The organism is Alicycliphilus sp. T452 (genome assembly GCF_054512775.1).
Window position 1 is genome coordinate 35,566 of sequence record NZ_JBTNEH010000008.1, and the last position, 26,798, is coordinate 62,363.

At 64.7% G+C, this 26,798-nt stretch carries 26 protein-coding genes, 1 other RNA gene and 1 pseudogene; 14 read left to right on the forward strand and 14 right to left on the reverse strand.

Annotated features, from left to right (window positions below):
- Window positions 1–18: 18 nt before the first annotated feature.
- The 9 genes from ACX12L_RS09090 to ACX12L_RS09130 are packed head-to-tail and all read right to left on the reverse strand — an operon-like array spanning window position 19 to window position 6,836.
- On the reverse strand, window positions 19–2,316 hold the full coding sequence (locus tag ACX12L_RS09090) for a phage/plasmid primase, P4 family (protein WP_459262347.1): 2,298 nt from the start codon (window positions 2,314–2,316) through the stop codon (window positions 19–21).
- A complete protein-coding gene (locus tag ACX12L_RS09095) occupies window positions 2,313–2,567 on the reverse strand; it encodes a hypothetical protein (protein ID WP_049246986.1) in 255 nt (84 codons plus the stop codon). The genes ACX12L_RS09090 and ACX12L_RS09095 overlap by 4 nt, the downstream gene beginning before the upstream one ends.
- A complete protein-coding gene (locus ACX12L_RS09100; RefSeq protein WP_459262348.1) occupies window positions 2,564–3,301 on the reverse strand; it encodes a hypothetical protein in 738 nt (245 codons plus the stop codon). The genes ACX12L_RS09095 and ACX12L_RS09100 overlap by 4 nt, the downstream gene beginning before the upstream one ends.
- Window positions 3,298–3,798 carry a DUF6511 domain-containing protein gene (locus tag ACX12L_RS09105; protein WP_459262349.1) on the reverse strand — a complete coding sequence of 167 codons (501 nt, stop codon included), beginning with the start codon at window positions 3,796–3,798 and terminating at the stop codon, window positions 3,298–3,300. The genes ACX12L_RS09100 and ACX12L_RS09105 overlap by 4 nt, the downstream gene beginning before the upstream one ends.
- A 9-nt stretch (window positions 3,799–3,807) precedes the next feature.
- Window positions 3,808–4,455: a hypothetical protein gene (locus ACX12L_RS09110; protein ID WP_459262350.1), complete on the reverse strand. Its 648-nt coding sequence runs from the start codon at window positions 4,453–4,455 to the stop codon at window positions 3,808–3,810.
- A gap of 5 nt (window positions 4,456–4,460) precedes the next feature.
- Window positions 4,461–5,318: an ATP-binding protein gene (locus ACX12L_RS09115; RefSeq protein ID WP_459262351.1), complete on the reverse strand. Its 858-nt coding sequence runs from the start codon at window positions 5,316–5,318 to the stop codon at window positions 4,461–4,463.
- A complete protein-coding gene (locus tag ACX12L_RS09120; RefSeq protein ID WP_459262352.1) occupies window positions 5,318–6,079 on the reverse strand; it encodes a BRO-N domain-containing protein in 762 nt (253 codons plus the stop codon). The genes ACX12L_RS09115 and ACX12L_RS09120 overlap by 1 nt, the downstream gene beginning before the upstream one ends.
- 5 nt (window positions 6,080–6,084) lie before the next feature.
- Window positions 6,085–6,561, reverse strand: coding sequence for a hypothetical protein (locus ACX12L_RS09125; protein WP_004629253.1), 477 nt, complete (start codon window positions 6,559–6,561; stop codon window positions 6,085–6,087).
- 11 nt (window positions 6,562–6,572) lie between these two features.
- Window positions 6,573–6,836, reverse strand: coding sequence for a MerR family transcriptional regulator (locus tag ACX12L_RS09130; RefSeq protein WP_004629251.1), 264 nt, complete (start codon window positions 6,834–6,836; stop codon window positions 6,573–6,575).
- Between the two features lie 229 nt (window positions 6,837–7,065).
- Here ACX12L_RS09130 and ACX12L_RS09135 point away from each other — a divergent pair, with 229 nt between their 5' ends.
- The 9 genes from ACX12L_RS09135 (at window position 7,066) to ACX12L_RS09175 (ending at window position 14,558) form a co-directional block, all read left to right on the forward strand.
- Entirely contained in the window at window positions 7,066–7,527 is a 462-nt protein-coding gene (locus tag ACX12L_RS09135; RefSeq protein ID WP_004629250.1) for a helix-turn-helix domain-containing protein, read from the forward strand.
- A 4-nt stretch (window positions 7,528–7,531) separates the two neighbouring features.
- Window positions 7,532–8,104: a PIN domain-containing protein gene (locus tag ACX12L_RS09140; RefSeq protein ID WP_115044013.1), complete on the forward strand. Its 573-nt coding sequence runs from the start codon at window positions 7,532–7,534 to the stop codon at window positions 8,102–8,104.
- A gap of 19 nt (window positions 8,105–8,123) precedes the next feature.
- Entirely contained in the window at window positions 8,124–10,376 is a 2,253-nt protein-coding gene (locus ACX12L_RS09145; RefSeq protein ID WP_459262353.1) for a hypothetical protein, read from the forward strand.
- A complete protein-coding gene (locus tag ACX12L_RS09150) occupies window positions 10,373–11,590 on the forward strand; it encodes a hypothetical protein (protein ID WP_459262354.1) in 1,218 nt (405 codons plus the stop codon). The genes ACX12L_RS09145 and ACX12L_RS09150 overlap by 4 nt, the downstream gene beginning before the upstream one ends.
- 104 nt (window positions 11,591–11,694) lie before the next feature.
- On the forward strand, window positions 11,695–11,886 hold the full coding sequence (locus ACX12L_RS09155) for a hypothetical protein (RefSeq protein WP_037043893.1): 192 nt from the start codon (window positions 11,695–11,697) through the stop codon (window positions 11,884–11,886).
- Window positions 11,886–12,335, forward strand: coding sequence for a DUF2924 domain-containing protein (locus ACX12L_RS09160; RefSeq protein ID WP_009238673.1), 450 nt, complete (start codon window positions 11,886–11,888; stop codon window positions 12,333–12,335). Before ACX12L_RS09155 ends, ACX12L_RS09160 begins: the two co-directional genes overlap by 1 nt.
- A complete protein-coding gene (locus ACX12L_RS09165) occupies window positions 12,332–13,711 on the forward strand; it encodes a recombinase family protein (RefSeq protein WP_459262355.1) in 1,380 nt (459 codons plus the stop codon). The genes ACX12L_RS09160 and ACX12L_RS09165 overlap by 4 nt, the downstream gene beginning before the upstream one ends.
- Window positions 13,711–14,082, forward strand: coding sequence for a site-specific recombinase resolvase (locus tag ACX12L_RS09170; protein WP_280057241.1), 372 nt, complete (start codon window positions 13,711–13,713; stop codon window positions 14,080–14,082). Before ACX12L_RS09165 ends, ACX12L_RS09170 begins: the two co-directional genes overlap by 1 nt.
- Entirely contained in the window at window positions 14,079–14,558 is a 480-nt protein-coding gene (locus ACX12L_RS09175) for a hypothetical protein (protein WP_459262356.1), read from the forward strand. The genes ACX12L_RS09170 and ACX12L_RS09175 overlap by 4 nt, the downstream gene beginning before the upstream one ends.
- A gap of 45 nt (window positions 14,559–14,603) precedes the next feature.
- Here the strand turns inward: ACX12L_RS09175 and bla are convergent.
- From bla to ompA, 5 genes and pseudogenes are all read right to left on the reverse strand, one after another.
- Window positions 14,604–15,413 (reverse strand): annotated as a pseudogene (bla, locus tag ACX12L_RS09180) (class A beta-lactamase); the annotation flags it as partial.
- 377 nt (window positions 15,414–15,790) lie between these two features.
- Window positions 15,791–16,168: a transfer-messenger RNA gene (ssrA, locus tag ACX12L_RS09185) on the reverse strand.
- A 12-nt stretch (window positions 16,169–16,180) separates the two neighbouring features.
- The gene (locus ACX12L_RS09190; RefSeq protein ID WP_168727928.1) at window positions 16,181–16,858 is read right to left on the reverse strand and encodes an HAD family hydrolase; all 678 of its coding nucleotides are present in this window, start codon (window positions 16,856–16,858) and stop codon (window positions 16,181–16,183) included.
- Window positions 16,855–17,568 carry a bifunctional 2-polyprenyl-6-hydroxyphenol methylase/3-demethylubiquinol 3-O-methyltransferase UbiG gene (gene ubiG, locus ACX12L_RS09195; protein WP_168727929.1) on the reverse strand — a complete coding sequence of 238 codons (714 nt, stop codon included), beginning with the start codon at window positions 17,566–17,568 and terminating at the stop codon, window positions 16,855–16,857. Before ubiG ends, ACX12L_RS09190 begins: the two co-directional genes overlap by 4 nt.
- A gap of 78 nt (window positions 17,569–17,646) precedes the next feature.
- On the reverse strand, window positions 17,647–18,309 hold the full coding sequence (gene ompA, locus ACX12L_RS09200) for an outer membrane protein OmpA (RefSeq protein WP_168728177.1): 663 nt from the start codon (window positions 18,307–18,309) through the stop codon (window positions 17,647–17,649).
- Window positions 18,310–18,536: 227 nt separating this feature from the next.
- On the opposite strand from ompA, the gene gyrA reads away from it, so the two are divergent.
- The 5 genes from gyrA (at window position 18,537) to ACX12L_RS09225 (ending at window position 26,664) form a co-directional block, all read left to right on the forward strand.
- Window positions 18,537–21,176 (forward strand): DNA gyrase subunit A, encoded by a 2,640-nt coding sequence (gene gyrA, locus ACX12L_RS09205; protein ID WP_459262357.1) that lies wholly within the window; start codon window positions 18,537–18,539, stop codon window positions 21,174–21,176.
- Window positions 21,177–21,242: 66 nt separating this feature from the next.
- Window positions 21,243–22,352: a 3-phosphoserine/phosphohydroxythreonine transaminase gene (serC, locus tag ACX12L_RS09210; RefSeq protein ID WP_168727931.1), complete on the forward strand. Its 1,110-nt coding sequence runs from the start codon at window positions 21,243–21,245 to the stop codon at window positions 22,350–22,352.
- 118 nt (window positions 22,353–22,470) lie between these two features.
- Window positions 22,471–23,571, forward strand: a complete 1,101-nt coding sequence (gene pheA, locus ACX12L_RS09215; RefSeq protein ID WP_013722033.1) for a prephenate dehydratase — start codon at window positions 22,471–22,473, stop codon at window positions 23,569–23,571.
- Window positions 23,572–23,755: 184 nt separating this feature from the next.
- Window positions 23,756–24,640, forward strand: a complete 885-nt coding sequence (locus ACX12L_RS09220; protein WP_168727932.1) for a prephenate dehydrogenase — start codon at window positions 23,756–23,758, stop codon at window positions 24,638–24,640.
- A complete protein-coding gene (locus tag ACX12L_RS09225) occupies window positions 24,640–26,664 on the forward strand; it encodes a bifunctional 3-phosphoshikimate 1-carboxyvinyltransferase/cytidylate kinase (protein WP_459262358.1) in 2,025 nt (674 codons plus the stop codon). Before ACX12L_RS09220 ends, ACX12L_RS09225 begins: the two co-directional genes overlap by 1 nt.
- Window positions 26,665–26,798: the final 134 nt, after the last annotated feature.

Genomic DNA, 26,798 nt, shown 5'->3' on the forward strand with positions numbered 1-26,798 from the left:
CCGTCAGACGCGGTTGTTTCAGTCATCGGCGTAAGGGGTGTAGGACGGTGCGGGCGGGTACTTGAGGCCCACGCCCTGAAACCCGCGCAGTCCCATACCGTTGCGCCATTTGTCTATGCCACGGGTGAGCAGCAGATCGGCAAAGCGCTTTTGGGAGCCCGTGAATTCCCCGGCAGCCTCAGCCCACAGCTTCCAGTCGTTGAACAGCTCGGCGGTCAATGACTTGGCGTTGGGCTCGCGCACGCAGCGCTCATCGAGCCAGCGGCCCAGGGCGTCCTCGGCTTCGAAATACTCCTCGGTGGCGTCCACCACGCGTTGTGGCGGACTGAGTCGTCCGTGGCGCTGCCAGTCGAGACAACCCTGCACGGCCCAGGCGAGGATGCCGTCACGTTCGGCCAGGAGCTTCTGTTGCAGATTCTTGTCGCGGCGTTCGGGCGGCACGGTGATCGTGAAAGGGATCAGGTGCAGCCTGCGTTTCATCGCCTCGTCGATGTTGCGAATGGCGGGCTTGTGGTTGCCTGCCACGAACAACTTGAACTGCGGGAAGAACTCGAAGAAGTCCTGGCGCATGAAGCGCGCCGAGATCTTGTCGCCACCGGTGAGGTTCTTGAGCTTGGACTCGGCCCAGCGTTTGCCCTGTTCAGTTTCGATGGCCGCCACGAAGCGCGCGCCGCGCAGTCCCGCCATATCGGTCGGGTGCCGGTCAGTGCGCGTCTCCATAAAGGTGTCCATCGGCGCATTGGTCCCGTAGTCGCCCAGGATGGTGGCCATCGTGTTGACGAACACCGACTTGCCGTTCGCGCCTGTGCCGTACAGGAAAAACAGCGCGTGCTCTTGCGTCGACCCGGTCAGCGCGTAACCGACCATCCGTTGAAGGTAGGACTGAAGTTCCTGGTCGCCACCCGTGACCTCGTCGATGAACTGCCTCCAGGTCGGGCAGTCGCCACTGGGCGTGGCTGTGGTGATCTTGGTCATCCGGTCGGCGCGCTCGTGCGGGCGCATCCGGCCTGTCTTGAGATCGACCACACCGCCCGGCGTGTTGAGCAGCCACGGATCTGCATCCCATTCGTCGGTGGTGGCCGCGTGCCTGCGATCAGCACGCGCCAGGCGCTCCACACCGCCGACCGTTCCTGCGCTGGCCAATTTGGCGGCGACCTTGGGGTTGTCGGCGCGCACAGCCGTTTGGCGACAGACGCTGCGGATCAAGTCCGTGGCCGCCAGCGTGTCCTCGGTGCGCCAGCGTTGCCCGTCCCAAACCAGCCACTTGCCCCAGCCAGCCACGTAGCGCCAGTCGCGGTGGTAGCGGCGCGTGAAGGACAGCGCCAGCGCGTCCTCCGTACCCCAGACGGATTCGTCACTGCTGACCACCGGATCAACGTCATCGGCCACGTCGTGCATCTGAAGGCGCGGCCCGTGGGTGAGGAAGGTGGCGACATCGAAGCCCTGGGCGATGGCGTCGGCCACGTCCCAGCCCTCTGCAGCCTCTTCGGGCGGATAGAGGACGTGGCAGGATTTGGCCCCCGCCGACAAGATGGCCTGTGCCGCCTGCGTGGCGTACTCCCAGCCCGGCTTATCGCGGTCGGGCCAAATCAGAACAGCCTTGCCGGACAGCGGCGACCAGTCGGTCTTATCGACCGGAGCGTTCGCGCCGTGCATCGCTGTGGTGGCCACGATGCCCGCGTCAATCAAGGCCTGCGCGCATTTCTCGCCCTCGACCAGCACCACCTGCGCGGCACTGATCATTCCTGGCTGGTTGTACAACGGCCGTGGATCGGGCGGTGCCATCTTGTGCCGCTTGGCATCCCAAGGGCGGAACTGCTTCCTTTCACCGGGCGGGTCATAGCGGTAGACGACTGCGATCAGCTTGCCGGTGGCGTCGAGATAGTCCCACTTGGCGGTGGCGGGGCCGAGTTCGTCAACCGGCGCGGTTTGCTTTTTGCCTTTGCGCACCGGTGCGGAACGCGCACGACCGAGCAGATCGGCGGCGGCATCGAGCACGCGCGGAAAGTCGCGGGTCACATCGATGCCGAAGTGATTGCCGATCAGCGCGTACACATCGCCGCCGGAGTTGTCGGCACGATCCGTCCATAGACCTGCCTTTTCGCCCTCAAGCACCACCTCAAGGCTGTCGCCAGGGCTACCCAGCACATCACCGATCAGGAACTTGCCCCGGCGCTTCTTGCCTGCCGGGAACAGAGTGAACAGCACCGATTCCAGCCGGGCGAGCAGTTCTGCGCGCAGTTCCTCCCGCTCGGCATCGCTGACGATGCGTGGTTGGTTTCCGGTGGGGACGGCGGTGTCGTTGAAGTCGATCATTCGGCCTCCTCGACGGCGGTATCCGTATCTCCCGCGAAGCGGCTTTGCGCTGCCGCATTGCGTGCCGCCCACGTAGAAAGCTCTGACAGGCGATAGCGCACCAGCCCACCCATCAGGTAGTGGGGAATCCGGTATTTGCTGCGCATCGCGTGATCGGCGAACCAGTAATACGGCAGGCGCAGCGCGGCAGCCGCCTGCTTGGCGTCGATCATCGGTTCGATGCCGGTAGATGAAAGGGTGTTGTCGGTCATGCTTGTGTCCTCCAGCAGCGGTCTTGCCATGCACACATCCGACATTCGAAGTGGGTCGGGTCATGGAAGCCACGTGGCAGTAGTTCGCCTGCTTCCGTGGCTGAGATGACCTTCACCGCACGATCCGACATGCGCTGGGCAAGGGCTGCTTCAAAGGGCACGAGCTCGGTGTAGATCTCCATCGTGTCGGCGTTGAGCGCCGTGAAGATCGCCGGGTGCTCGTGCAGTTCGAGATAGGCTTGGTAGATCGCCACTTGCGCGGCGTAGATGGGCTTGGAGATCGCCAAGCCCTTTCTCTCCAGATCGCTCCAGGACTTGTTGCCCAGGCATTTGCATTCCCACAGCGCGGGATAGGCAAAGCCCTCCGGGCCACCGACGATGACGCCATCGACGTGTCCCTGCAGGCGACCATCGGCCACCGAGAAGCCGAACTGCTCGCCATCGGCCTTTCGGGTGCGCAAGTCAAAGCCTGCCTCCCGTAGCCACGCGACCATGCAGTCCTCCATGACATGGCCACGCTCGAAGATGCGCAGCATCCGGCCCGGGGTGTCCCGCCCGTGGTCGATGGGAGCCTTGGCGTACTCGAATTGCAGGGCGCGCTCGCAGGCCACCCCGAGGCGCGAGGCCCCGAGGTACTGGCGCTCGGATTGACGGGCTCGGGCCTGTTGCAACCCGGCGTCGACCAGGGCGGTGATCTGGCCCGCGATGCTCGATGAGGAATTGAAGTCCATCATGGCTTCTTCCCCTTCGGTTCTTCCCAGGGCAGGTCGTCCTCCATATCGGCGAACGGATTGGCGGCATCGGGTGCCAGCGGATCGGGCGTGGGCGGCAAGCCCCGAACGGGCGGAAACTTGCTGGACTCGTGGTGCGCGACCATCGCCTCCGACCAGCAAGTGACGATGGCATCGATCACCCGCAGCGCTTCGGCCTCGGAGTAGTCGCCCAGAGGCTTGGTGAAACCGATCTCGCCTGCCGCCTCGCCGAAGGACTTGAGGCATTGGCGCATGGCGGCCAGTTCGACTTCAGACGGATCGATCATGGCGACCTCCGTCTTGTCGATGCGACCTTCCTTGGCCCGCTGCCAGTTGCCGTACAGCGCGTGGAACGCGTCCTGGCAGCGACGGGAACAGAACACCCAGTCGAGCACGTAGCGGCGCGCATCGCCGGTCTTGAATCGACCGTCCGTGTGGCCGTAGCCGCGTGCTTGTCGTTTGCAGACCCAGCATTTCATCGGCCTCCCTCACTGCGCCCACGACGGTTTGCCCGTCACGGGTGCGCGTTGGGCAGGCGCTGCCTGATACGCGGGTGCCGCTGGCTGTGCCGGAGCACCGGAGGTGCCACCACCCGTGGTCTTGGGCGGCACGCCCATCAACTTGGCGTAGTCGGGGTGATCGGGTTCGACCGCGACCTTGACCACGTTGCGGTCCTGGCCCTTGCCATCCTTCTCGATGTCGACGCGGGCGAGGAACTCGAGGCCATCCAGTTCGTGGAAGCCCTGAATGCGGCGCGCGGCGGCGGCCTGCGGACTGTTGTCCTGCGGGTGGACGTTGCGGGCGCTGTTGAGCGCGGCGCGAATGAAGCTGCGCCCCATCTGACCCCAGGTCGGCCCCTTCTGCGAATGCAGGCCGATGTTCGACCACATCTTGCGTTTGGCGTGGTCGCCAGCGGTGACCACGAACTCGGCGGCCAGATAGATCGAACCGGTGTCGAAGGACTCGGTGGCGTAACCGCCGCCCCAGCCTTGGCTGGGATCGTCATAACCACCGGGCTTGAGGGTCATGCGCACAGGGACAACGGTGCCCTTGGGGATCAGGTCAAAGCCAGATTGCTGCGATTCGGCGTCGTTGAAGTCGTTCCAGTTGTTGCTGGTGGTGGATTGCTGGGTCATGGCGATTACTCCTGAGATTCGTGGGATTGGGTGGTGGCAGTGCGAACGGGCGTGGCGGACTCACCCGCGCACTTGGCGATCAGTGCGCGCAAGTTGGGCGGCTCGAGCGGATCGAGGCGACCGCTGCGGTCTTTGGCGGGGAAGCCGTAGGGATTGACGGTGTGCGTGACGAAGGCGCGGTAGGTGCTGCCACTACCGTCTGCTTCCTGGGCCTTGATCTCGGCCAGCGTCACAACCTCGTCGACGATGCCGGGCAGTTCCAGTGCGGTCTTGCTGCCTTCGATCTGCGGCACGAACACCTTGCGGTTGTAGTCATCGAGCCGCTCGTCGAGGATGGCCACGAACACCACGTTCTTGCCGCGTGCGTGCTGCAGATGGGTCAAGGCGCTGATCATTTCCTGCCCGAGCAGGCCGTAGGCGCCGCGCATGTCCGGCTTGCCGGTACGGTCGCTGACCGCGCCGGGTTGCGTCTTGCACCACGCGAAGCACTGGCGCGACAGCTGCGTGATCGAGTCGAGGAAGAAGGTCTGGTAGCGGTCCAGTTGCGCCGGGTCACCGTACTTCTCGACGACGTGATCGAAGTGCGCCTGCGAAAACGCCGACTCCGGCGGCAGCGACTTGTCCGGGCCCGCGAGAAACACGAAGAAGTCGCGGCTCTCCGGCCAGGATGCCGGACGGATGGTGTCGCCGGGCCAGTCGGCCACCGCCAAGTCACCAGCCTCTATGTCGAGGAACAGCGTGGTGGCCGGGTCAAGATCCTTGAGCCGGGTGGTCTTGCCGATGCCGGATTTGCCGAGCATCAGCAGCTTCACGCCCTTGCGTTCGGCCATGCGCTGCTGCGCGGAGATGATGGGAAGGCTCATCACGCGGCCTCCTTCAGCTCATCGGCGACGGCGGGATTCCAGAGGATCTGGTAGCCACTGTGGCCATTGCGCGAATACGGCATGGCCTCGGCCCATGCTTCACCCGCCTCGGTCAGTTCCCATTCGTCACGGTCGTTCCGGAACTGCAGGCCAGCCGCTGCCAGCATCTGGTTCGTGGCTTTGGCCGAGCGGTTGAGCAGCTTACCGAGCTGGGTGGCGTTGAGCGCGCAGATCGGTTCGTTGGCCGACGGCAGCGCGCGGCGCAGCACCTCGGTGGTGATGCCCGTGTTCTCCTGAATGCAGGTGAGCGTTGCCGCCGCTGCGATGCCCGGCTTGACGCCCGGCACCTTCGCCACAGCCTCGCCGATCAGCAGAATCGCGGATACACGGTCATGGGTCGGTGCAGGCAAGGCCCCCAGCGCAGCGGGAGCGGTATAGCTGCCGGTCTCGCGGATCGCGGGCAATACCTCGTGGGTGACCCAGCGCTTGAAGCGCTTGGCGGCATCCTTGGTGCTGCCGAGGATCAGGGCGTAGAGGCCCGACTCGTTGACGTGGTTGGCGCGCTGGGTGCGTCCAAGGTTGTCGATGACGTCGCGTTTTGCGACATCATCCGAATCGACGTGTTTGGCGAGAGCATCGCGCGGATTCGACAGTTCCAAAGCTGCGCAGACGTCGGCGGCGTTGAACCACGGCTGGCCCGCGTCGTCGACCTGAACGCGCACAGCGTGCGCTTCAAACTGGAAGGGAATGATTGCACTCATGGCCATTACTCCGAATCAAGGGAAAGAGTGAAAGACGGCTTGCCGGAATCCACGGTGCGAGCGGCAGCGAACTGCTGCTGCAAGGCAGGCGGCCAGTTCGTGAAGCGGGATTCGGAGACGGACAACTTGATGTCGAGGTAGCCCTCGACCTTCTCGCCTGACGCCACGATGCGTTCGGCGATTTCGGTCAATTGCTGCTGGTTCCAGCTGACCTTCTTGGGCAACTCGAACTTGAGCCGCAGCGGGCCATCGCTGATGTGGGCGGTGCCGAAATCGCGGCCGGATTCGCGCAGCGCGGCGCGGGCCTGCTCCCCGTAGGCGGCGTCGAGCGCCGCATCGAACTTGGTGCGCGCCTTCTTGAGCCAGTCGATAGCCGCGTCGAGGTTCTTGTCGATTTCGCGCTTCTGCTCGGGCGGCAGTGCGGCCAGTTGGCTGACGGACATCTCGGCGATGTCGGCGGGGAAGATAGTCAGATCGCTCATGGCCGTCCTCCTCACTGATACGCACGGGCGAAGGTCGAGTAGCGCGCAACACGCCGCTCGAAGGCCTCGATCTCGGAGATCAGGTAGGTGACGCGCGAGCCGACCTTGCAGAAGATCGGGCCCAGCTGGTCTTGACGCCACCGACGCAAGGTGTGGACGGACAGACGCCAGCGGGCGGCGAGTTCGAACTCGTTGAGCGCGAGCAGTGGCTCACCCTCTGGCAGCGGCGGAAAGAAGGTCCGCGCGGATTGAACAGGTGCAGGGTGTTTTTGCATGGTGGAACTCCTTTTGTTTGGGAGTTCCTATTCAATTCCTCCATGTCTTGGGCTTGCGCATGTCCGTTTTTGGCTTTGACTGGCAAGCAGCCGTCGCATGATCCGTGCGGCAATTCTTGTAAGTTGTTGATCTATATTGAATCTTCGCCTCTGTTTCGGATATTGCGATTTCGGTTATTTCGTTTATAATGGCTTCAATGCGTACCTTGACCCGACGAGGAGACCCCTTATGAACGCTCCCGCCATCCCCAAAACCCTGCCTTCTGCCGAAGACATTGCCCTGGCCCGAGAGTCCGGCCGGGCGCTGTCGACCGTCCTCAAGACCCGTGCTGATACCCAGCAGATCGACTTCCATGACGACCAGGGCGCAGTGCACACCGTGTCGATCCCGACGTCGGCCCTGCGCCTACTGCTTGATGTGCTGACCGAGATCGGCCAGGGCAACGCCGTATCCATCATTCCGATCCATGCGGAGCTGACGACGCAGGAAGCCGCCGACGTGCTCAACGTCTCCCGGCCTTTCCTTGTCCAGTTGCTGGAGAAAGGTGACATCCCGTTCCACAAGATCGGCACCCATCGCCGCGTGCGTTACCAGGATGTGATCGCCTACAAGAACCGCATCGATGCGGAACGCCGCAAGGCGCTGGATGAGTTGGCGGCCCAGGCCCAGGAACTCGGCATGGGGTACTGACTGGATGAGTTCGCACTTCACCGTCGTCTATGACGCCTGCGTGCTCTACCCGGCACCGTTGCGCGATCTGTTGATGCATCTGGCGCTGTCGGATCTGTACCGGGCGCGCTGGAGTGACACGATCCACGACGAGTGGACGCGCAACGTGCTGGCCAGTCGGCCCGATCTCACAGCCGAGCAGTTGAACCGAACACGCCAGCTGATGAACAGCCATGTCCGCGACAGCCTGGTCACCGGGTTTGAGTACCTGATCCCGTCGATCCAACTGCCCGACGCGGACGACCGTCATGTGGTGGCCGCCGCGATTCACTCGGGCGCGAGCCTGATCGTGACCTTCAACCTCAAGGACTTCCCGCCTGAGGCGCTCAAACCCTACAACCTCGTGGCCCAACACCCCGACGACTTCATCGTCGACTTGCTGGATCTGTTCCCGGCGGGTGTGTTGGAGGCCGTAGCTCACCATCGGCGCTCACTCAAGAACCCGCCCAAGACAGCAGATGAATACCTGGACACCCTGCAGGCGCAGGGCCTGACTCAATCGGTGGCGGTCATGCGCCAATGGACTGTGGCCATGTAAACGGCCGAAGGGAGAATCAATGGGCAAGAAGACCCTGACCAACGCGCACTGCCTGCTCGAACTGATCGAGAAGGCGCATGTGACCAACCTCAAGCGCTTCAGCGGTCTGCAGGAGTGTCAGGCACTGGCCCGAGGATTTGACTGGTCGCAAGACGCGGAGACACTCCCCACCGCACTGATCGAGCACGTCCGGCACCTTCGCAAAGAGCAACGTGACCCCGCCGAACGCGAGGCACTGCGCATCCTGCGCCTGGCTTCGCCCAGAGGTGCGCAGATTCTCACCACCGTCGCAGACCAATTGCACGACAACGAGCTGATCGCTGCCTTTCTGGCCGAAGACGGCGGCGAAATCGGTCGTTCGGTCTGGATGCGCACCCACTCCGATGACGCGGCGCGACTGTTTGATGTTGCCGAATCGATCCTGAACACCGGCGACATCCGGGGCAACAAGCGCCTTTTTGATGCCTTTGACATCCCCTGCGATGACGCACCACCGTTCATCTGGAACGACGCCATCAAGAAGGATCTGGAGTCGCAGCTCACCAGCACCATGCGGCTGGCCGAGCCCTGCGAGGTCATCCATGTGCAGATGGCCGAAGAAAAGAAAAACGGCGACACCCAGCTGACGCATTACCTGGTGGTGCGTTTTGCGGGTGACCAGGTCACGGCTGTGCAGATGCTCAACCGCAGCCGCAAGAGCTTCTGCTACTTCCCTGCGCGGGACGCGACCCTTGTCTACGCCCCTGACCGCAAGGTGGTGGAGGTTTATGCGCACACCCTGTCGACACGGGCCCCACTGGCCAATGTGCTGTCCAAACACGGTTTCAAGGCTCCGCTGTCGAGCCGACCGCTCAATCGCTCACGGTATGACCTGTCCCGCTTCGCGCTGCCACTGAAAGACACGAAACCCAAACTCGATGGCGTGCGCGTCGAGCGCCTTTATCTCACTGAAGCGAAGGCCTTGCTCGGGCACGCGACCGATACCGTCTCGCTGCACATCGACAGCTGCGCGGAACTGCACGAAGTCATCCATGAACATTGGAGCAACCACCCGTTCTCGCAACCCGGTGCCGTCCTTGGCGTGACCCTGGTGGCCGACTTGGTGTTCGATGGCGAAACGGCTGAAACGCCGCTGTCCATCGTGCTGGCCGAGCCCGGCCGATGCAGTCTGCAAGGCGAGAAAGACGCACGCTTGCGGCAGGCTGGGACGCAGTTGCTCGAAGCCTTGGGCGTGCTCAAGCCCCTGCACCCGGGGTCAGGAATCGATGACCCGAAACTGGTGGTGCAGGTCGCACGCCTGCTGGAGTACGCCACCAACACGATGGACGGCTTCGCCCTGGCGCAACTTGGTATCGACATCGACCGCTTCGAGGACGAGGGCATCATCACGGAGGGTGACCGGATCATCGAGAAGGTCGTCGAACTGGCAAACGGTGAGCACACCAGCGTCAAACTGGAGCGCTGTGCCGATGGCAATCAGGTACGTTACCGCGATCCACTGACGGGGGCGGATGTGGTGCTGCCCGCCAAGCACGCCCGGCGCTGGAAGGTGCACCTGAACTGGCTGCGCGAGGAGATCATCACGGCGCTGGGCACTGCACTGCAGAGTGTGCGTGGCAAGCACCAGGACGAAGAGCCGATTTTTCTGGGGGAGCTTGATATCGATGGCCATGACATTGCGCTGTACTTCGCGGCCAAGATGTCCAGCGAGCGCCAGTACGCCAAGGTCGATACCGCCTTGCGCCTGCGTCCACGCAGCGTCCCCGGCATCCTGCTGACCACGGCATCGGAACCCTTTCCGTTTGCCGGAACTAACGTGGTGATACCCATCGAGGACGTGCTGTCTGCTGCTGGTGCAACGACGGCCATCGACTTGGCGCAGTTGAAGCTGGCCTATCGCCACGGGCAACTGGCTGCCATGGGCGGCACCTCGGTTGCGCTGAAGCTCTCTCCGGATGGGTATGCCGCCACGCTATACCTCCCTGGACAAGCACCGTGGAAGGTGACGAACAAAGCCAAGATCATGGTGCTGCAGCGTTTGGTCGATGCCCATGCAGCGGGCTCGCCGCACGTGAACACCAAGAAGCTGATGGAGGACACGGGCTGCGCTTCGCCATCCAACCTGTTCACCAGTAAAAACTCACCGTGGCGCAACTACCTCGTTCGGGTCAAAGGCTCGCATGCCTGGCAATTGAATCTGCCGACCGTTGACGCCCCTGTCGAGGACGATGACCAGCCAGAAGCCGCCTCCGAAGTCATGGAGGATGCATGACCGGCGTCGCGTACAAATGGCAGTTCGCATCACGGTTTCGGCGGCATGCCTTCGGCTGGCGTTCGGACACGCCCATCCAGCGCATCAAGGAGGCCTTGGCCGAGATCAAGCAGGTGGCCCGCAAGGAGCCGGTGCTGGCCGCCGAGGGTGCCGTTACCTTGCTGGAGAAGATCTCGCCCGCACTGGAGCAGGTAGACAGCTCCTCCGGGGCGCTGGGCTCCGCCGTGAACAAAGCCATCGAGACCCTGGTGCCCCTCATCGTCAAGGCCAACGTCGAGCCCAAACAGCGGCAACGCTGGCTGGATCGGTTGTGGCAGGCGTTGCAGGACGATGAAATACCCTACATCGAACTGCTGGGCGACCACTGGGGTGAACTGTGTGTGACGCCGGACATGGCCTCGCGCTGGGCCGATGAGTTCATCCCTGTCGTTGAAAGCGTGTGGAGTCCGAGCGCATCTGGGCATGGCTACTTCAAGGGCACCAGCGCCTGTCTGTCCGCGCTGTTCGCGGCAGGTCGTCATGACGAGTTGCTGGCCCTGATCGACAAGGCGCGGTTCAAGTGGTGGCACGACCGACGCTGGGGGGTGAAGGCCTTGGCCGCGATGGGCAAGAAAGCCGAGGCGATCCGTTATGCCGAGGACTCACGCGGACTCAACGATCCGGGCTGGCAGATCGCTGAGGCCTGCGAGGCCATCCTGCTGTCGTCAGGCTTGGCCGATGAAGCCTACCGGCGCTATGCCATCGAGGCCAACCAAGGCACCACGAACCTGGCCACCTTTCGTGCCATCGCCAAGAAGTACAGCCACGTTCCACCGGAGCTCATCCTGCGGGATCTGGTCGCCAGCACGCCCGGCACAGAAGGCAAATGGTTCGCTGCGGCCAAGGATGCGGGCCTGTTTGCGCTCGCCGCTGAACTCGCCAATCAAAGTCCTACTGATCCCCGGACCTTGACCCGCACCGCCAGAGACTTCGCAGTCGACCAACCGCAGTTCGCCATCCATGCCGCTCTGTCAGCGCTGCGCTGGATTGCGCGTGGCCACGGTTATGAGATCACCGGCGCAGACATCCTGGACACAGCCCATGCCTTGCAGCAGGCGAGCACGCAGGCGGGTGTCGATCAGCAGCCACTGTCAGCCTTGCTTGCACCGATTTTGGCTGATGCGCCGCCACGCCATCTTCTGCATCAGGTGCTGTCGCCATTCGTCAAAGCGTAGCGACCAGCGCCCGGCCATCGAGCCGCGCCGATTAATCAGCGTTGAGATTTACTTCGGAAAATCGGGCTCACTATCCCTGACGGTTGCAATTCCTCGGAGCCGTCATGAAGAACCTCGAACTCGCATCTCCCCCGGAGATGAGCGCCAGCGCCCGTGCTGGCGAAATCGCCGCCATCCTTGCGGCTGCCATCGTCCGCACCCTTGCTGCGGATGAACCAAAACAGAGAGAAGTTGGCCTTGGCTTCCTGCCCGACCAGCGCGTTCATACAACCCCCTATCAAGAGGAGAAGTTGTGATGAACGAGAAACAAGCATCCGTCGCCGCGCGGATTGCGGAGCTGGCTTGCCTGCCGATGTCCGAGCTCTGGACGGTGTGGGATCGGTATTTCCCGCGTCGCCCGGACTACCCCAACCGCACGCACGTCGAGTCCCGTCTCGCCTACAAGCTGCAGGAGGAAGCCTTCGGTGGCCTTGCGCCCGAGACCAAGCAGCGCCTGGAAGCCATCGGCGCAAAACACTCCAAGATCAAGCTGCGGGCCAAGCCGCGCGAGTTCGATTTCGCGCCGGGCACGATCCTGCTGCGCGAATGGGGCGAGCGCGAACACCGGGTGACAGTCACCGCCGAAGGGCTGTTTGAGTACCAGGGGCGCAACTTCAAGAGCCTGACGGCGGTGGCCCGCCACATCACGGGCGCGCACTGGTCGGGGCCGCTGTTCTTTGGCCTGAGCAAGGGAGGTGCGCGATGAGCGAGATTGCCGCTACCCGCGCCCGCAAGCGCTGCGCCGTCTACTGCCGGGTGTCCTCGGATGAACGGCTTGACCAGGAGTTCAACTCCATCGACGCGCAGAAGGAGGCGGGCCACGCCTACGTCGCCAGCCAGCGATCCGAGGGGTGGATTCCGGTGGCCGACGACTACGACGACCCCGGCTTCTCTGGCGGCAACACGGATCGGCCGGGGCTGAAACGCCTGATGGCGGATATCGAGCGCGGCCAGATCGACATCGTGGTGGTCTACAAGATCGACCGCCTGACGCGCAGCTTGGCCGACTTCTCCAAGATGGTTGAAGTGTTCGAACGCCACGGGGTGTCCTTTGTGTCGGTCACCCAGCAGTTCAACACCACCACCTCGATGGGTCGGCTGATGCTCAACGTCCTGCTGTCCTTCGCCCAGTTTGAGCGCGAGGTCACCGGCGAGCGCATCCGCGACAAGATCGCCGCCGCCAAGCGCAAGGGGATGTGGATGGGCGGCGTCCCGCCCCTGGGTTACGACGTCGACAACCGCCTGTTGGTCATCAACGAGGCCGAGGCGGCGGTGGTGCGTCGCATCTTCGAGGAGATGCTGACCATCGGCTCGCCGACCCAGATCGCCGTCAACCTCACTGCTGACGGCATCACGACCAAGGCCTGGACGACGCAGGAGGGCCAGACCCGCAGCGGCACACGCATCGACAAGAAGTACCTGCACAAGCTGCTGCGCAACCGCATCTACCTGGGGGAGCTATCGCACAAGGGGAACTGGTACGCCGGCGCTCACCCGCCGATCATCGACCAGGAGCTTTGGGACAAGGTCCACACGGTGCTGGCCAGGGATGGGCACGCCCGGTCGGTGGAAACCAAGATCCGGTCGCGCACCGACGCTTTGCTGCGCGGCCTGCTGTACGCCCCCTCGGGCGAACGGATGTACCCGACCTACTCGCGCAAGAACGGGCGCAAGTACCACTACTACGTGTCCAAGTCGGAAAGCAGGTTCGGGGCACCGGGCAAGAGTTATGAGCGCCTGCCCGCGCCGGAGATTGAGGCGGCGGTGGTAGCCCAGATCCGCACGGTGCTGACCAGCCCGGAATCCATCGCATCGGTGGTGCGCCACATCCAGCGCAATGGGGCCCAGATCGACGAGGCCACCACGGTGATGGCGATGGGACGGCTCAACGACGTGTGGGATCAGTTGTTCCCGGTCGAGCGTCACCGCATCGCCAACCTGATGATCGAGCGCATCGACCTCGTCCACGTCGGCGAGGTGCAGGGCATCAAGGTGAAGTGGCGGGAGCTGGGCTGGGACGCCCTGATCGGCGAGTTCGCCCCAAGGGGCATCGGCGCGGAACTGCTGGAGGTCGAAGCCTGATGGACGACACACTGGAAACCTTCGTGCCCCTGACGTTTCGCCGCCGGGGCGCGCGGCGGGTGGCCGCCGACGACCGCCACGTCCACGATGTGACGCTGCTGGAGGGGGTGGCACGCGGTTTCTACTGGCAGCACCTCGTGGACACCGGTGTGATGAAGAGCGGTTCGGACATCGCCCGTGCCGAAGGACTGCACCCCTCGGTGCCCAACGAGTTGATGCGCCTGACCTTGCTCGCGCCCGACATCCTCGAACTGCTGATGGCCGGGCGGCAGCCCCGCCGGATGAACCTGATCTGGTTCCAGCGCAACCCGCTGCCGGCGGACTGGGAGGCGCAACGCCAGATCGTGAAGCGCTTCGAGGAGGACGCATGAGCAAGAAGCACCGGGGCCGGTTCAAGGGTGATCCGGTCACCTATCAACTGCCGAACCCGGCAGGCGGCGTGCAACTGGAAACCTTCGTGCCCTGGACGCTGGTGAAGCGGGGGCTGAAGAAGCAGGTCATCACGCCCTTGGACGCGCCGCAGGCATTTCTGTCCGAGGCCACCCGGGAGCGGGAAGCCCGGTCGGCCGCGCAGGACACCGCGTTGATGCGGGCGCTCGGACTGGCGCACCACTGGCAACGCCTGCTGGATGAGCAGCGGGCGGCATCAGTAGCCGAGATCGCCGAGGCCGAAGGCATGGACGTGACGCAGGTGCGCCGGGTCATGCGGCTGACGCTCCTGGCCCCGAAGGTCGTGGAACGGCTGGTGAGCTCGCCCGATGCCGTGCTGGAGAAGGTGATGCGCCGCCCCTGGCCCAGCAGTTGGAATGCCCAGACACAGGTACTGCCCGGTACTTTCCAGGGTTGAACTACCGGCACCCGAAGAGGACATCGGGGCGGACGACGCACTCAGTCAGCGGCCAAGAGCGTCCGCTAACACACTGCCCAACCTCGCGATTGCGGCATTGCTGTCTGCCATCGGTGCAGATGTCTGCGTGATGTATATGCCTACAACGACGGGGTCGCGGTCTTTAGGCCAGATGACAGCGACGATTGATCGTGAGCCATGGCCGCCAGCACCAGACTTGTCAGCTATAGACCAAGTGCGCGGGAGGGTCGCACGTAACAGCGCGTCAGCGACCTTATCGTTAATCATCCAGTCTGTCAGCAACGCGCGCGAGTCCTCCCGCAGCACGTCGCCAAGAATGATGCGGCGCAGGCTTTCAACGATGGCGTTCGGTGTGGTCGTATCGCGCAAGTCGTTTGGGGTGGCTTCATTCATCTCCGGTTCTTTGCGGTCGAGCCGGGTATGCGGGTCACCGATGTCGCGCATAAAGACCGTGAAGGCCTGGGGCCCACCGATCGCATCTGTAACGATGTTGGCGGCCGTGTTGTCACTCCAACTGACGGAGGCTGCGCAAGCTTCGCGCAAAGTCACTTGTCCACCCGTCTTTTCCATCACCGGCGAGTAGGTGACGAGAGAGGCGCGTTCAATGGAAATGACGTTCTCCAGCGCCAGCACGCGCCGATCAACTTGCTTCAGAAGCGCGGCACACGAAAACGACTTATGCGTGCTGTTCAGAGGAAACCGCTCATCGCCCCTGTGGGCCCAACGGGTCCTGTCCTTTGCATCGAATACCGCCATGCCGATACGCGCGCCCAACCGCGCTTCTTCAGCCTGAACAGCTTTTGACAGAGTGCCAACCTCTAGGGCGTTAGCAGATGGCGAAAAGGTTGTGAAGGTGGCGACGGCGATGGCCACAGTCCGGAGCAGGTAGGAAAAGTTCATCAGGGAATGTTAGTAGGGCTTTTTCTCGCGACAGAATAATGCGTAGCAAAGCATATTGTCACCCTGAGTCGCCACCGCTACAGGAGTTGCCAACCACAACCGACCGCCTCTAAACCCGCGCCAGCAAAGGAAATGGCCTCGAGAACGCTCGCGTGGCCACCAGAGAAAACGGAGAACAGAGAGGCGTCGGTGGGGGCAAAAAAGACGACTTCGCAGGGGTGGCGCTCGCGAGGCCAGGCCCGAAAACCGCGCCAACACTGGGGGAACGGGCAAAAAAAATCCCAACCGATGAGGGTTGGGATTTTAGGTATTGGTGGAGCTGGCGGGAATTGAACCCGCGTCCGCAAGCCTTCCTTGGGCAGATCTACATGTTTAGCGCTCTGTTTTGAGTCTCGCCACCGGTATCGCGCAGGCGCACGCTATACAGGCAGCCAGTACCCTTGGATCTTGCCCCCTGCCAAGGTACCCGGCAGAAGGCCAGCTGGTGAAAATTCCCTTGCAGCCGGGAGGTATTGCTACCCCCTTGCCCAGCCCACCAACATGCTGTTGCAAGGCTCGCCGGATTTAAGCGGCGAGTGCGAAACGTTCGTCGTTTGCAGTTACTTTGGTGAATGGAGATTTACGAGCGTCACTCAAGCTCGACATGCACCGCACCAATTCCGAACCCACGTCGAAACCGGGACAGCCCCTTGGCACGCATTTTAGTCCAATCCCAGCAAATTCAAGAGGTCCAGGGGAGTTTCTATCATCGCATCGGCCCCCCACTGCTGAGGTAGCGCGCCGGAGCCCAGGTAGCCGTAGAGCGCGGCCACGGTGCGCATGCCGGCGGCGCGGCCGGCCGCGATGTCCCGCACGTCGTCGCCCACGTAGATGCACTCGTGCGCCGCCAGACCCAGCCGGGACACCGCCTCCAGCAGCGGCGCGGGATGGGGTTTCGAGTACGGCGTGCTGTCTCCGCTGACGATGACGCCGGCGCTGTCGAACAGCGCCACCCGCTGCGCGATGAGCGAGGTGAAGCGCGTCACCTTGTTGGTCACGACGCCCCATTGCAGTGAGCGCAGCGTCAACGCCTCCACCAGTTCCGGTACGCCATCGAACACACTGGTCCGATCATGGATGCAGCGTTCGTAATTGGCCAGGAACTCGTCCTTCAGGCCGGGGAAGTCCGGGTGGTCGGGTGCGATCCCGAAAGCCACTTCCAGCATCCCGCGGGCGCCTGCGCCAGCCATGGGACGGTAGGCCTGCAGAGGCAGCGGCTGCAGGCCCCGGTCGGTGCGAAGCCTGTCGGCCGCGGCTCCAAGATCGGGGGCGCTGTCGATGAGGGTCCCATCCAGATCGAACAGGACCGCGCGCGCCGTACGGAACGGGTTCGTCTTCATGTGGACAGGCGGCGCGCGGCAAACATGTAGTTCACGCTGGTGTCCCCGCTCAGCCAGTAGCGCCCCGTAAGTGGGTTGTACTGCATGCCGCGCACCTGCAGCACGTCGAGGCCGGCATTGCGGCATGCTCCAGCCAGTTCGCTGGGCCGAATGAATTTCGCATATTCGTGCGTGCCCTGCGGCAGCATTTTCAGCAGGTATTCGGCCCCGACGATCGCCAGTGCAAATGCCTTGGCATTGCGATTGATGGTGGAGAAGAATACCCAGCCGCCAGGTTTGACGAGACGGGCACAGGCCGTGACCACGGATTGGGGGTCGGGCACATGCTCGAGCATTTCCATGCAGGTGACGGTATCGAATGACCCAGGCGATTCCTGCGCCAATTCCTCGACGCTGATTTCACGGTATTGGACACGCGGAGTCTGCGCCTCCAAGGCATGCAGGCGCGCCACGCGCAATGCCTTGTCCGCCAGGTCTATGCCCGTCACCTCTGCCCCTTTCCGGGCCATGGAGTCCGACAGGATCCCCCCGCCACACCCTACGTCGAGGACTCTCTGCCCCTCAAGCGGCGACAGTTGATTGATCCATTCGAGCCGCAATGGATTGATTTGGTGCAGGGGACGAAATTCGCTGTCGGGGTCCCACCAGCGATGCGCCAATTCTGAAAATTTGGCCAATTCTGCCGGATCGGCATTGACGAACTCATTCATGCGTTCATTGTCCCACTGGAGGTGCTTCAGCCATAAAAAAAGCCCCGTTGCCGGGGCTTTTCATTGACTGACCGAAGATCAGTTGGTGCGGGTACCGACCACTTCGATTTCCACGCGGCGGTTCTTGGCGCGGCCTTCCTTGGTCTTGTTGTCGGCGATGGGCTGCTTCTCGCCCTTGCCTTCGGTGTACACGCGGTTCTTCTCGATGCCCTTGGACACCAGGTAGGCCTTCACGGCTTCTGCGCGGCGCACCGACAGCTTCTGGTTGTAGGCGTCGGTACCGATGGAGTCGGTGTGGCCCACGGCGATGATCACTTCCAGGTTGATGCCCTTGACCTTGGAGGCCAGGTCATCCAGCTTGGCCTTGCCTTCGGGCTTCAGCACGGACTTGTCGAAGTCGAAGAAGGCGTCCGCAGCGTAGGTGACCTTGCTGGCGACGGCAGGAGCGGGCTTGGGTGCTGCGGGAGCAGCAGCGGCGGGAGCGGGGGCAGGAGCGGGGGCAGGTGCAGCGGCAGCAGCCTTCACCAGCGCGCCGTCGCAGCCTTCGGCGGCAGTGGCGGGCGTCCAGTTGGCATCGCGCCAGCACAGTTCGTTCGTGCCGTTCTTCCAGACAAGCTCGCCGGAACCGTTTTGCCAGTTGTCGATGACCTTACCGCCGTCTGCCGCCTTCACTTGGGCGCCAGCCGAGGTTGCAATCACGGCAGAGGCCAACAACATCGCCAATTTGTTCAGTTTCTTCATGGTTCTCCTCTTAGGGAAAAAGCCGCAGCCGCGCTGCGAATCGGGGACGTCGTCAGTGACCATCACCAAAAACGTTGAAATGATTGTGCCATACGTAACAACGCAAAGGCGTCTTTGAAGGAGCGCCAGCAGTAGGACAAAAGCGCAATCCCGGGGATGTGTTGCTCGGCCGCGACATGCTCTTGCACCTAAAATGGTTGTTTCCCGCCGTCCCCACCACCGTCGTCATGACCCAGTTCGCCAAAGAAACCCTGCCCATCAGCCTAGAAGAGGAGATGCGGCGCAGCTACCTGGATTACGCCATGAGTGTGATCGTGGGCCGCGCCCTGCCCGATGCCCGCGATGGCCTGAAGCCGGTGCACAGGCGCGTGCTGTATGCCATGCACGAGCTCAACAACGACTGGAACCGGCCCTACAAGAAGTCCGCCCGCATCGTGGGCGACGTGATCGGTAAATACCACCCGCATGGCGACAGCGCGGTGTACAACACCATCGTGCGCATGGCGCAGGACTTCTCGCTGCGCCACATGCTGGTGGACGGCCAGGGCAACTTCGGCTCGGTCGATGGCGACAACGCCGCGGCCATGCGCTACACCGAGATCCGCCTGGCGAAGATCGCGCACGAGATGCTGGCCGACATCGACAAGGAAACCGTCGATTTCGGCCCCAACTACGACGGCAGCGAGAAGGAGCCGCTGGTGCTGCCGAGCCGCCTGCCCAACTTGCTGGTCAATGGTTCCGCAGGCATTGCCGTGGGCATGGCGACGAACATTCCGCCGCACAACCTCAACGAGGTGGTCGACGCTTGTTTGCATTTGCTGCGCAACCCCGAATCGTCGATCGACGAGTTGATGGAGATCATCCCCGCGCCGGATTTCCCCACGGCCGGCATCATCTACGGCATCAACGGCGTGAAGGAAGGCTACCGCACGGGACGCGGCCGGGTGGTGATGCGCGCCAAGGTGCACTTCGAGGACATCGACCGCGGCCAGCGCCAGGCCATCATCGTCGACGAGCTGCCCTACCAGGTCAACAAGAAGACGCTGCAGGAGCGCATGGCCGAGTTGGTGCACGAGAAGAAGATCGAGGGCATCAGCCACATCCAGGACGAGTCGGACAAGTCCGGCATGCGCCTGGTGATCGAATTGAAGCGCGGCGAAGTGCCCGAGGTGGTGCTCAACAACCTGTACAAGCAGACGCAGCTGCAGGACACCTTCGGCATGAACATGGTGGCGCTGGTGGACGGCCAGCCCAGGCTGTGCAACCTGAAGGACCTGATCCAGGTCTTCCTGCAGCACCGCCGCGAGGTGGTGACGCGGCGCACGGTGTTCGAGCTGCGCAAGGCGCGCGAGCGCGGCCATGTGCTCGAAGGCCTGGCGGTGGCGCTGGCGAATATCGACGAGTTCATCCGCATCATCCGCAATGCGCCCACGCCGCCCGTGGCCAAGGCCGAGCTGATGAGCCGTTCCTGGGACAGCCAGCTGGTGCGCGAGATGCTGACGCGCACGCGCGAGGACGGCGGCGTGGTGAACGCCGACGACTACCGCCCCGAAGGGCTGGAGCGCGAATTCGGCATGCAGGAAGGCGGCCTGTACCGCCTGTCGGACACGCAGGCGCAGGAGATCCTGCAGATGCGCCTGCAGCGCCTCACGGGCCTGGAGCAGGACAAGATCGTGGCCGAATACAAGGACGTCATGGCGGTCATCGAGGACCTGCTGGACATCCTGGCCAAGCCCGCGCGCGTCTCGACGATCATCGGCGAGGAGCTCTCCGCCCTGCGCCAGGAGTTCGGCCAGTCCAAACTTGGCGCGCGCCGCTCCACCATCGAGCACAGCGCGCAGGACCTCTCCACCGAGGACCTGATCACGCCCACCGACATGGTGGTGACGCTGAGCCACACGGGCTACATCAAGAGCCAGCCCCTCTCCGAATACCGCGCGCAAAAGCGCGGCGGGCGCGGCAAGCAGGCCACGGCGACCAAGGAAGACGACTGGATCGACCAGCTCTTCATCGCCAACACGCACGACTACATCCTGTGCTTCTCCAACCGCGGCCGGCTGTACTGGCTCAAGGTCTGGGAGGTGCCCGCCGGTTCGCGCAATTCGCGCGGGCGGCCCATCGTCAACATGTTCCCCCTGCAGGAGGGCGAGAAGATCAACGTGGTGCTGCCCCTCACGGGCGAGATGCGCAGCTTCCCCGCCGACCGCTACGTGTTCATGGGCACCAGCATGGGCACGGTGAAGAAGACGGCGCTCGACGAGTTCTCCAACCCGCGCAAGGCCGGCATCATCGCCGTGGGCCTGGACGAGGGCGACTACCTCATCGGCGCGGCGCTGACCGACGGCCAGCACGACGTGATGCTCTTTTCCGACGGCGGCAAGGCCGTGCGCTTCGACGAGAACGACGTGCGCCCCATGGGCCGCAACGCGCGCGGCGTCAAGGGCATGCAGCTCGAGGACGGCCAGAGCGTGATCGCCATGCTGGTCGCCGAGGACGAGAACCAGAGCGTGCTCACCGCCACCGAGAACGGCTACGGCAAGCGCACCGGCATCACCGAGTACACGCGCCACGGCCGCGGCACCAAGGGCATGATCGCCATCCAGCAGAGCGAGCGCAACGGCCGCGTCGTCGCCGCCACGCTGGTGCATGCCGACGACGAGATCATGCTGATCACCGACACCGGCGTGCTGGTGCGCACGCGCGTGTCGGAGATCCGCGAGCTCGGCCGCGCCACGCAGGGCGTGACGCTGATCTCGCTGGACGAGGGCGCCAAGCTCAGCGGCCTGCAGCGCATCGTGGAGAACGACGCCAACGCCGCCGAGGCCGATGGCGCGGACACGGCTCCTGCCGCGGACGACTCGCATTGACTATCGAAAACAATAGCTGCCAGCGCTTGCCACACAAGCGCTGGAGGCATATTTGACTGAAATACCATGAACCGCCCCTACAACTTCTCGGCCGGCCCGGCCGCCATCCCTGAAGAAGTGCTGCAGCAGGCTGCCGCCGAGATGCTCGACTGGCACGGCAGCGGCATGGGCGTGATGGAGATGAGCCACCGCGGCAAGGAGTTCATCGCCATCTACGAGCAGGCCGAGGCCGACCTGCGCGAGCTGCTCGCCATTCCGCCCGGGTTCAGGATCCTGTTCATGCAGGGCGGCGGCATCGCCGAGAACGCCATCGTGCCACTGAACCTCTCGCGCGCGGCCACGGTGGACTTCGTGGTCACGGGCTCGTGGAGCCAGAAGTCGCGCAAGGAGGCGCAGAAGTACGCCGCCGAGGTACGCACCGCCGCATCGAGCGAGGAAGGCGGCTTCACCACCCTGCCCGACCCGGCCACGTGGCAGCTCTCGCGCGGCGCGAGCTACGTGCACGTCTGCAGCAACGAGACCATCCACGGCATCGAGTTCCAGGAATTGCCCGACCTGCGCGCGCTGGGCAGCGACGCGCCGCTGGTGGTCGATTTCTCGTCGCACGTCGCCTCGCGCTCCGTCGACTGGAGCCGCGTGGGCCTGGCCTTCGGCGGCGCGCAGAAGAACATCGGCCCCGCGGGCCTGACGCTGGTCGTGGTGCGCGAGGACCTGCTGGGCCACGCGCTGCCCATCTGCCCGAGCGCGTTCGATTACAAAATCGTGGCCGACAACCACTCCATGTACAACACGCCGCCCACCTGGGGCATCTACATGGCGGGCCTCACGTTCCAGTGGCTCAAGCGCCAGCGCGAGGGCGACGCCACGGGCGTGGCCGCGATGGAGCGGCGCAACATCGCCAAGGCGAAGCTGTTCTACGACTACATCGACGGCTCGCAGTTCTACGTGAACAAGGTGGCGGCCAACTGCCGCTCGCGCATGAACGTGCCCTTCTTCCTGCGCGACGAATCGCGCAACGAGGCGTTCCTGGCCGGCGCCAAGGAGCGCGGCCTGCTGCAGCTCAAGGGCCACAAGTCCGTGGGCGGCATGCGCGCCAGCCTCTACAACGCCATGCCGCTCGCGGGCGTGCAGGCGCTGGTGGACTACATGCGCGACTTCGAGCGCTCCTGCGCCTGAATCCACTCATAAAAAATGAGCTGGCCGCGCTTGGCACTCAAGGCTTTCATATGGATTTCATGCTGAAAACCAACAGAGGCAAGCGCCAACAGCTATCAAAACCATGGCAGACAAACCAATGAGCACCACCCCGCAGGCCAGCCCCGCGCTGGCCGATCTGCGCGTGCAGATCGACTCGCTGGACCACCAGCTGCTCCAGCTCGTCAACCAGCGCGCCCGCGTGGCCGAGCAGGTGGGCGAGCTCAAGAAGCGCGAGGGCACGCCCTTCTTCCGCCCCGACCGCGTGGCGCAGGTGATCGAGAAGATCCAGGGGGCCAACCCCGGCCCGCTCAAGAATGCGCATGTGGCCGCCATCTGGCGCGAGATCATGTCCGCGTGCCTCGCGCTCGAATCGCCCCAGCGCGTGGCCGTGCTGGGCCCCGAGGGCACGTTCTGCGAGCAGGCGGCCATCGAGTACTTCGGCGGCGCGGCCGACCTGATGTATTGCAACAGCTTCGACGAGGTGTTCCACGCCACGGCCGCGGGCAGCGCGCAGTACGGCGTGGTGGGCGTCGAGAATTCGAACGAGGGCGTGGTCACGCGCTCGCTCGACATGTTCCTGCACACGCCCTGCCACGTGGTCGGCGAGGTGAGCCTGCTGATCCGCCACAACCTGCTGCGCAGCGTCAACTCGGCCGAGGGCATCGAGGCCGTGCTGGCCCACCCGCAGGCGCTGGCGCAGTGCCACGCGTGGCTCGCCAAGCACCTGCCGCATGCCGAGCGCCGCCCGGTGTCGAGCAACGCCGAGGGCGCGCGCCTGGCCGCCACCAACCCGGCCTGGGCCGGCATATCGAGCGAGCGCGCGGCGCAGCAGTACGGCCTGCACGTGGTGGCCCACGCCATCCAGGACGACGCGTACAACCGCACGCGCTTCGCCATCATCTGCCTGCCGCACACGCTGGCCACGCCCGCGCCCACGGGCCGCGACTGCACCAGCCTCATCATCTCCGTGCCCAACCGCCCCGGCGCGGTGCACGACCTGCTGGTGCCGCTGAAAAAACACGGCGTGTCCATGACCCGCTTCGAATCGCGCCCCGCGCGCACCGGCCAGTGGGAGTACTACTTCTACATCGACCTCGAAGGCCACCCCGCAGAGGCCAACGTGGCCGCCGCGCTGGCCGAGCTGCAGCAGCTGTGCGCCTTCTACAAGCTGCTCGGCACCTACCCCGTCGCAGCGTGACAGTGAGCATCCCCCTGTGGCGCTTCGCGCCTTCCCCCTTCTCTCGCATCGCTACGCGCTGCGGGAAGGGGGACGCCTCCAACGCGGCGGGGCAGCCCTTGCGCGGCGGCCGCTGGCCTGGGCCGCGCCAGTTTCATGAGCTGCGCTCTCCACCAATGCATCATGCGTAACCAAAGAGATTCCCATGTTTGAACAGCTCGGACTCATCGGCTGCGGCCTCATGGGAGGCTCGTTCGCGCTGGCCATGAAGAAGGCCGGCCTGGTGCAACGCGTGGTGGGCTACAGCAAGTCGCCCTCGACCACCGAGCGGGCGCGCCAGCTCGGCGTGATCGACGTGGAGGCGCCCTCGGCTCTGCTGGCCGCCGCCGGCGCCGACATCGTGCTGCTGGCCGTGCCCGTGGCCGCCACCGAGGCCACGCTCAAGGCCATCAAGCACCTGGTCACGCCGCAGATGCTGGTGATGGACGTGGGCTCCACCAAGGCCGACGTGGTGCAGGCCGCGCGCAGCGGGCTGCAGGGCCAGCTTGGCAGCTTCGTGCCCGCGCACCCGATCACGGGGCGCGAGGTCTCGGGCGTTGAACATGCCGATGCCGACCTGTACCACGGCCGCCAGGTCATCCTCACGCCCACCGAGCGCACGCTCACGGCCCAGCTGCGCCGCGCCGAGGAGCTGTGGACGCAGCTCGGCGCCCGCGTGAGCAGCATGTCGCCCGAATCGCACGACGCCGCCTTCGCCGCCGTGAGCCACCTGCCCCACATGCTGGCGTTCGCCATGCTCTCGAGCATCAACGCCCAGCCCAACGCCAACGAACTGCTGGCGCTGGCCGGGCCGGGCTTCCGCGACTTCACGCGCATCGCCGCCAGCGACCCGAAGATGTGGCGCGACATCCTGCGCGCCAACCGCGACGAGGTGCTGGCCCAGTCGCGCCTGTTCAAGCAGGCGCTGCAAGGGCTGGAGGACGCCATGCAGGCCGACAGCGACCAGCCCCTGGAAGACCTCATCACCCTGGCCAGCCACGCCCGCGCCCACTGGCGCATGGGCGCGCAGCGCGGCCACAAGGACGCCTGATGTTCAGCACCGCCTTTCTCGACCTGCCCCCCCTCGCCGGCGCCGGCGGCACCGTGCAGTTGCCGGGCTCCAAGAGCATCTCCAACCGCGTGCTGCTGCTGGCCGCCCTGAGCCAGGGCACGACCGAGGTGCACGACCTGCTCGCCTCGGACGACACGCGCGTGATGCTCGACGCGCTGCGCGCCATCGGCTGCACGGTCGACGAGGCCGGCAATGGCTTGGTGCGCATCACCGGCCTGGGCGGCCCGGATGGAACTTTGCCGCGCTCGCCCGCCAAATTGTTCATGGGCAACGCAGGCACGGCCATGCGCCCCCTGACCGCGGCGCTGGCGCTGCTGGGCGGCGAGTTCGAGCTGTCGGGCGTGCCGCGCATGCACGAGCGCCCCATCGGCGACCTCGTCGATGCACTGCGCCAGCTCGGCTGCCGCATCGACTTTCTTGGCAACGAGGGCTACCCGCCCCTGTCCATCCGGCATGCCGCCGGCCTGCCCGCGCTGCGGCTGCACGAGCCGATCCGCGTGCGCGGCGATGTGTCCAGCCAGTTCCTCACCGCGCTGCTGATGGCGCTGCCGCTGGTCGCCAAAGAGCAGGACGTGGTGATCGAGGTGGTGGGCGAGCTGATCTCCAGGCCCTACATCCACATCACGCTGGAGCTGCTTTCGCGCTTCGGCATTGCCGTGCGCCACGAGGAGTGGCAGCGCTTCACCATCCCCGCCGGCAGCCGCTACCGCTCGCCCGGCCAGATCCACGTGGAGGCCGACGCCTCTTCAGCTAGCTATTTCATAGCTCTTGGCGCAATAGCACAAAGCCCTGAAGGCCAAAAAGGCATCAAGATACTGGGCGTGGGGCAGGACTCCATCCAGGGCGACATCCGCTTCGTGGAAGCCGCGCGCGCCATGGGCGCGCAGATCACCGGCGGCCCCAACTGGCTGCAGATCGAGCGCGGCAGCTGGCCCCTGCGGGCCATAGACCTCGACTGCAACCACATCCCCGATGCGGCCATGACGCTGGCTGTGATGGCGCTGTACGCCCAGGGCACGACGACGCTGCGCAACATCGCCAGCTGGCGCGTCAAGGAGACCGACCGTCTCGCCGCCATGGCCTGCGAGCTCGCCAAGCTCGGCGCCAGCGTGGAGGAAGGCGCGGACTACCTGCGCATCACGCCCCCCGCCCGCGCGGCCGACTGGAAGAGCGCCAGCATCCACACCTACGACGACCACCGCGTGGCCATGTGCTTCTCGCTGGCGGCCTTCAACCCCGCCGGCCTGCCTGTGCGCATCGAAGACCCCCAATGCGTGGCCAAGACCTTCCCCGACTATTTCGAGGCGCTGTTCCAGGTCGCCCGGGCCGACGCGGCCCGCATCCCGGTCATCTGCATCGACGGCCCCACGGCCTCGGGCAAGGGCACGGTGGCAGCGGCCGTGGCCCGGCAACTGGGCTACCACTTCCTGGACTCGGGCGCGCTCTACCGCATCACGGCGCTGGCCGCCACGCGCGCCGGCATCGCCATCGGCGAGGCCGGCGAGCAGCGCATCGCCGATCTGGCGCGCGGCCTGCCCGTGCGCTTCGAGGGCGAGCGCATCTGGCTGGGCCAGGACGACGTCACCGAGGCCATCCGCACCGAGGAAGCGGGCATGAACGCCTCGCGCGTGTCCGCCCTGCCCGCCGTGCGCGCGGCCCTGGTCGCACTGCAGCACGGCTTTCGCCGCCTGCCGGGCCTGGTGGCCGACGGGCGCGACATGGGCACGGTGATCTTCCCCGCCGCGCCGCTCAAGGTGTTCCTGACGGCCAGCGCCGAATGCCGCGCCGAGCGGCGCTATAAACAATTGATTTCCAAGGGAATTTCCGCTAATATCTTCGACCTTCGCGCTCAGCTCGAAGCGCGCGACGCACGGGACCAGTCCCGCGCCGTCGCACCGCTCAAGCCGGCGCAGGACGCCCTGTTGCTCGAGAGCTCGGCGCTCACGGTGGAACAAGCCGTGGCGCAGGTGCTCGACTGGTGGCAGGCACGCCAGCCCTTCTGACCAGCAATGGACCCAAGGGCCGGCACAGGCCCCGCAAGGCTCCCTCCGCGCCCCGACAGCGCACCGGCCTTGCGGTTGTTGCAACCCGAACCGCGGCCTCAAACCGCCCCCCCTCCGCAGGCAGTCTTAGAAAC

Bases quoted from the DNA above. Each gene is read 5' to 3' on its own strand.
- ACX12L_RS09090 (WP_459262347.1), bottom strand. From the start codon at position 2,316: ATGATCGACTTCAACGACACCGCCGTCCCCACCGGAAACCAACCACGC.
- ACX12L_RS09095 (WP_049246986.1), bottom strand. From the start codon at position 2,567: ATGACCGACAACACCCTTTCATCTACCGGCATCGAACCGATGATCGAC.
- ACX12L_RS09100 (WP_459262348.1), bottom strand. From the start codon at position 3,301: ATGATGGACTTCAATTCCTCATCGAGCATCGCGGGCCAGATCACCGCC.
- ACX12L_RS09105 (WP_459262349.1), bottom strand. From the start codon at position 3,798: ATGAAATGCTGGGTCTGCAAACGACAAGCACGCGGCTACGGCCACACG.
- ACX12L_RS09110 (WP_459262350.1), bottom strand. From the start codon at position 4,455: ATGACCCAGCAATCCACCACCAGCAACAACTGGAACGACTTCAACGAC.
- ACX12L_RS09115 (WP_459262351.1), bottom strand. From the start codon at position 5,318: ATGAGCCTTCCCATCATCTCCGCGCAGCAGCGCATGGCCGAACGCAAG.
- ACX12L_RS09120 (WP_459262352.1), bottom strand. From the start codon at position 6,079: ATGAGTGCAATCATTCCCTTCCAGTTTGAAGCGCACGCTGTGCGCGTT.
- ACX12L_RS09125 (WP_004629253.1), bottom strand. From the start codon at position 6,561: ATGAGCGATCTGACTATCTTCCCCGCCGACATCGCCGAGATGTCCGTC.
- ACX12L_RS09130 (WP_004629251.1), bottom strand. From the start codon at position 6,836: ATGCAAAAACACCCTGCACCTGTTCAATCCGCGCGGACCTTCTTTCCG.
- ACX12L_RS09135 (WP_004629250.1), top strand. From the start codon at position 7,066: ATGAACGCTCCCGCCATCCCCAAAACCCTGCCTTCTGCCGAAGACATT.
- ACX12L_RS09140 (WP_115044013.1), top strand. From the start codon at position 7,532: ATGAGTTCGCACTTCACCGTCGTCTATGACGCCTGCGTGCTCTACCCG.
- ACX12L_RS09145 (WP_459262353.1), top strand. From the start codon at position 8,124: ATGGGCAAGAAGACCCTGACCAACGCGCACTGCCTGCTCGAACTGATC.
- ACX12L_RS09150 (WP_459262354.1), top strand. From the start codon at position 10,373: ATGACCGGCGTCGCGTACAAATGGCAGTTCGCATCACGGTTTCGGCGG.
- ACX12L_RS09155 (WP_037043893.1), top strand. From the start codon at position 11,695: ATGAAGAACCTCGAACTCGCATCTCCCCCGGAGATGAGCGCCAGCGCC.
- ACX12L_RS09160 (WP_009238673.1), top strand. From the start codon at position 11,886: ATGAACGAGAAACAAGCATCCGTCGCCGCGCGGATTGCGGAGCTGGCT.
- ACX12L_RS09165 (WP_459262355.1), top strand. From the start codon at position 12,332: ATGAGCGAGATTGCCGCTACCCGCGCCCGCAAGCGCTGCGCCGTCTAC.
- ACX12L_RS09170 (WP_280057241.1), top strand. From the start codon at position 13,711: ATGGACGACACACTGGAAACCTTCGTGCCCCTGACGTTTCGCCGCCGG.
- ACX12L_RS09175 (WP_459262356.1), top strand. From the start codon at position 14,079: ATGAGCAAGAAGCACCGGGGCCGGTTCAAGGGTGATCCGGTCACCTAT.
- ACX12L_RS09190 (WP_168727928.1), bottom strand. From the start codon at position 16,858: ATGAAGACGAACCCGTTCCGTACGGCGCGCGCGGTCCTGTTCGATCTG.
- ubiG (WP_168727929.1), bottom strand. From the start codon at position 17,568: ATGAATGAGTTCGTCAATGCCGATCCGGCAGAATTGGCCAAATTTTCA.
- ompA (WP_168728177.1), bottom strand. From the start codon at position 18,309: ATGAAGAAACTGAACAAATTGGCGATGTTGTTGGCCTCTGCCGTGATT.
- gyrA (WP_459262357.1), top strand. From the start codon at position 18,537: ATGACCCAGTTCGCCAAAGAAACCCTGCCCATCAGCCTAGAAGAGGAG.
- serC (WP_168727931.1), top strand. From the start codon at position 21,243: ATGAACCGCCCCTACAACTTCTCGGCCGGCCCGGCCGCCATCCCTGAA.
- pheA (WP_013722033.1), top strand. From the start codon at position 22,471: ATGAGCACCACCCCGCAGGCCAGCCCCGCGCTGGCCGATCTGCGCGTG.
- ACX12L_RS09220 (WP_168727932.1), top strand. From the start codon at position 23,756: ATGTTTGAACAGCTCGGACTCATCGGCTGCGGCCTCATGGGAGGCTCG.
- ACX12L_RS09225 (WP_459262358.1), top strand. From the start codon at position 24,640: ATGTTCAGCACCGCCTTTCTCGACCTGCCCCCCCTCGCCGGCGCCGGC.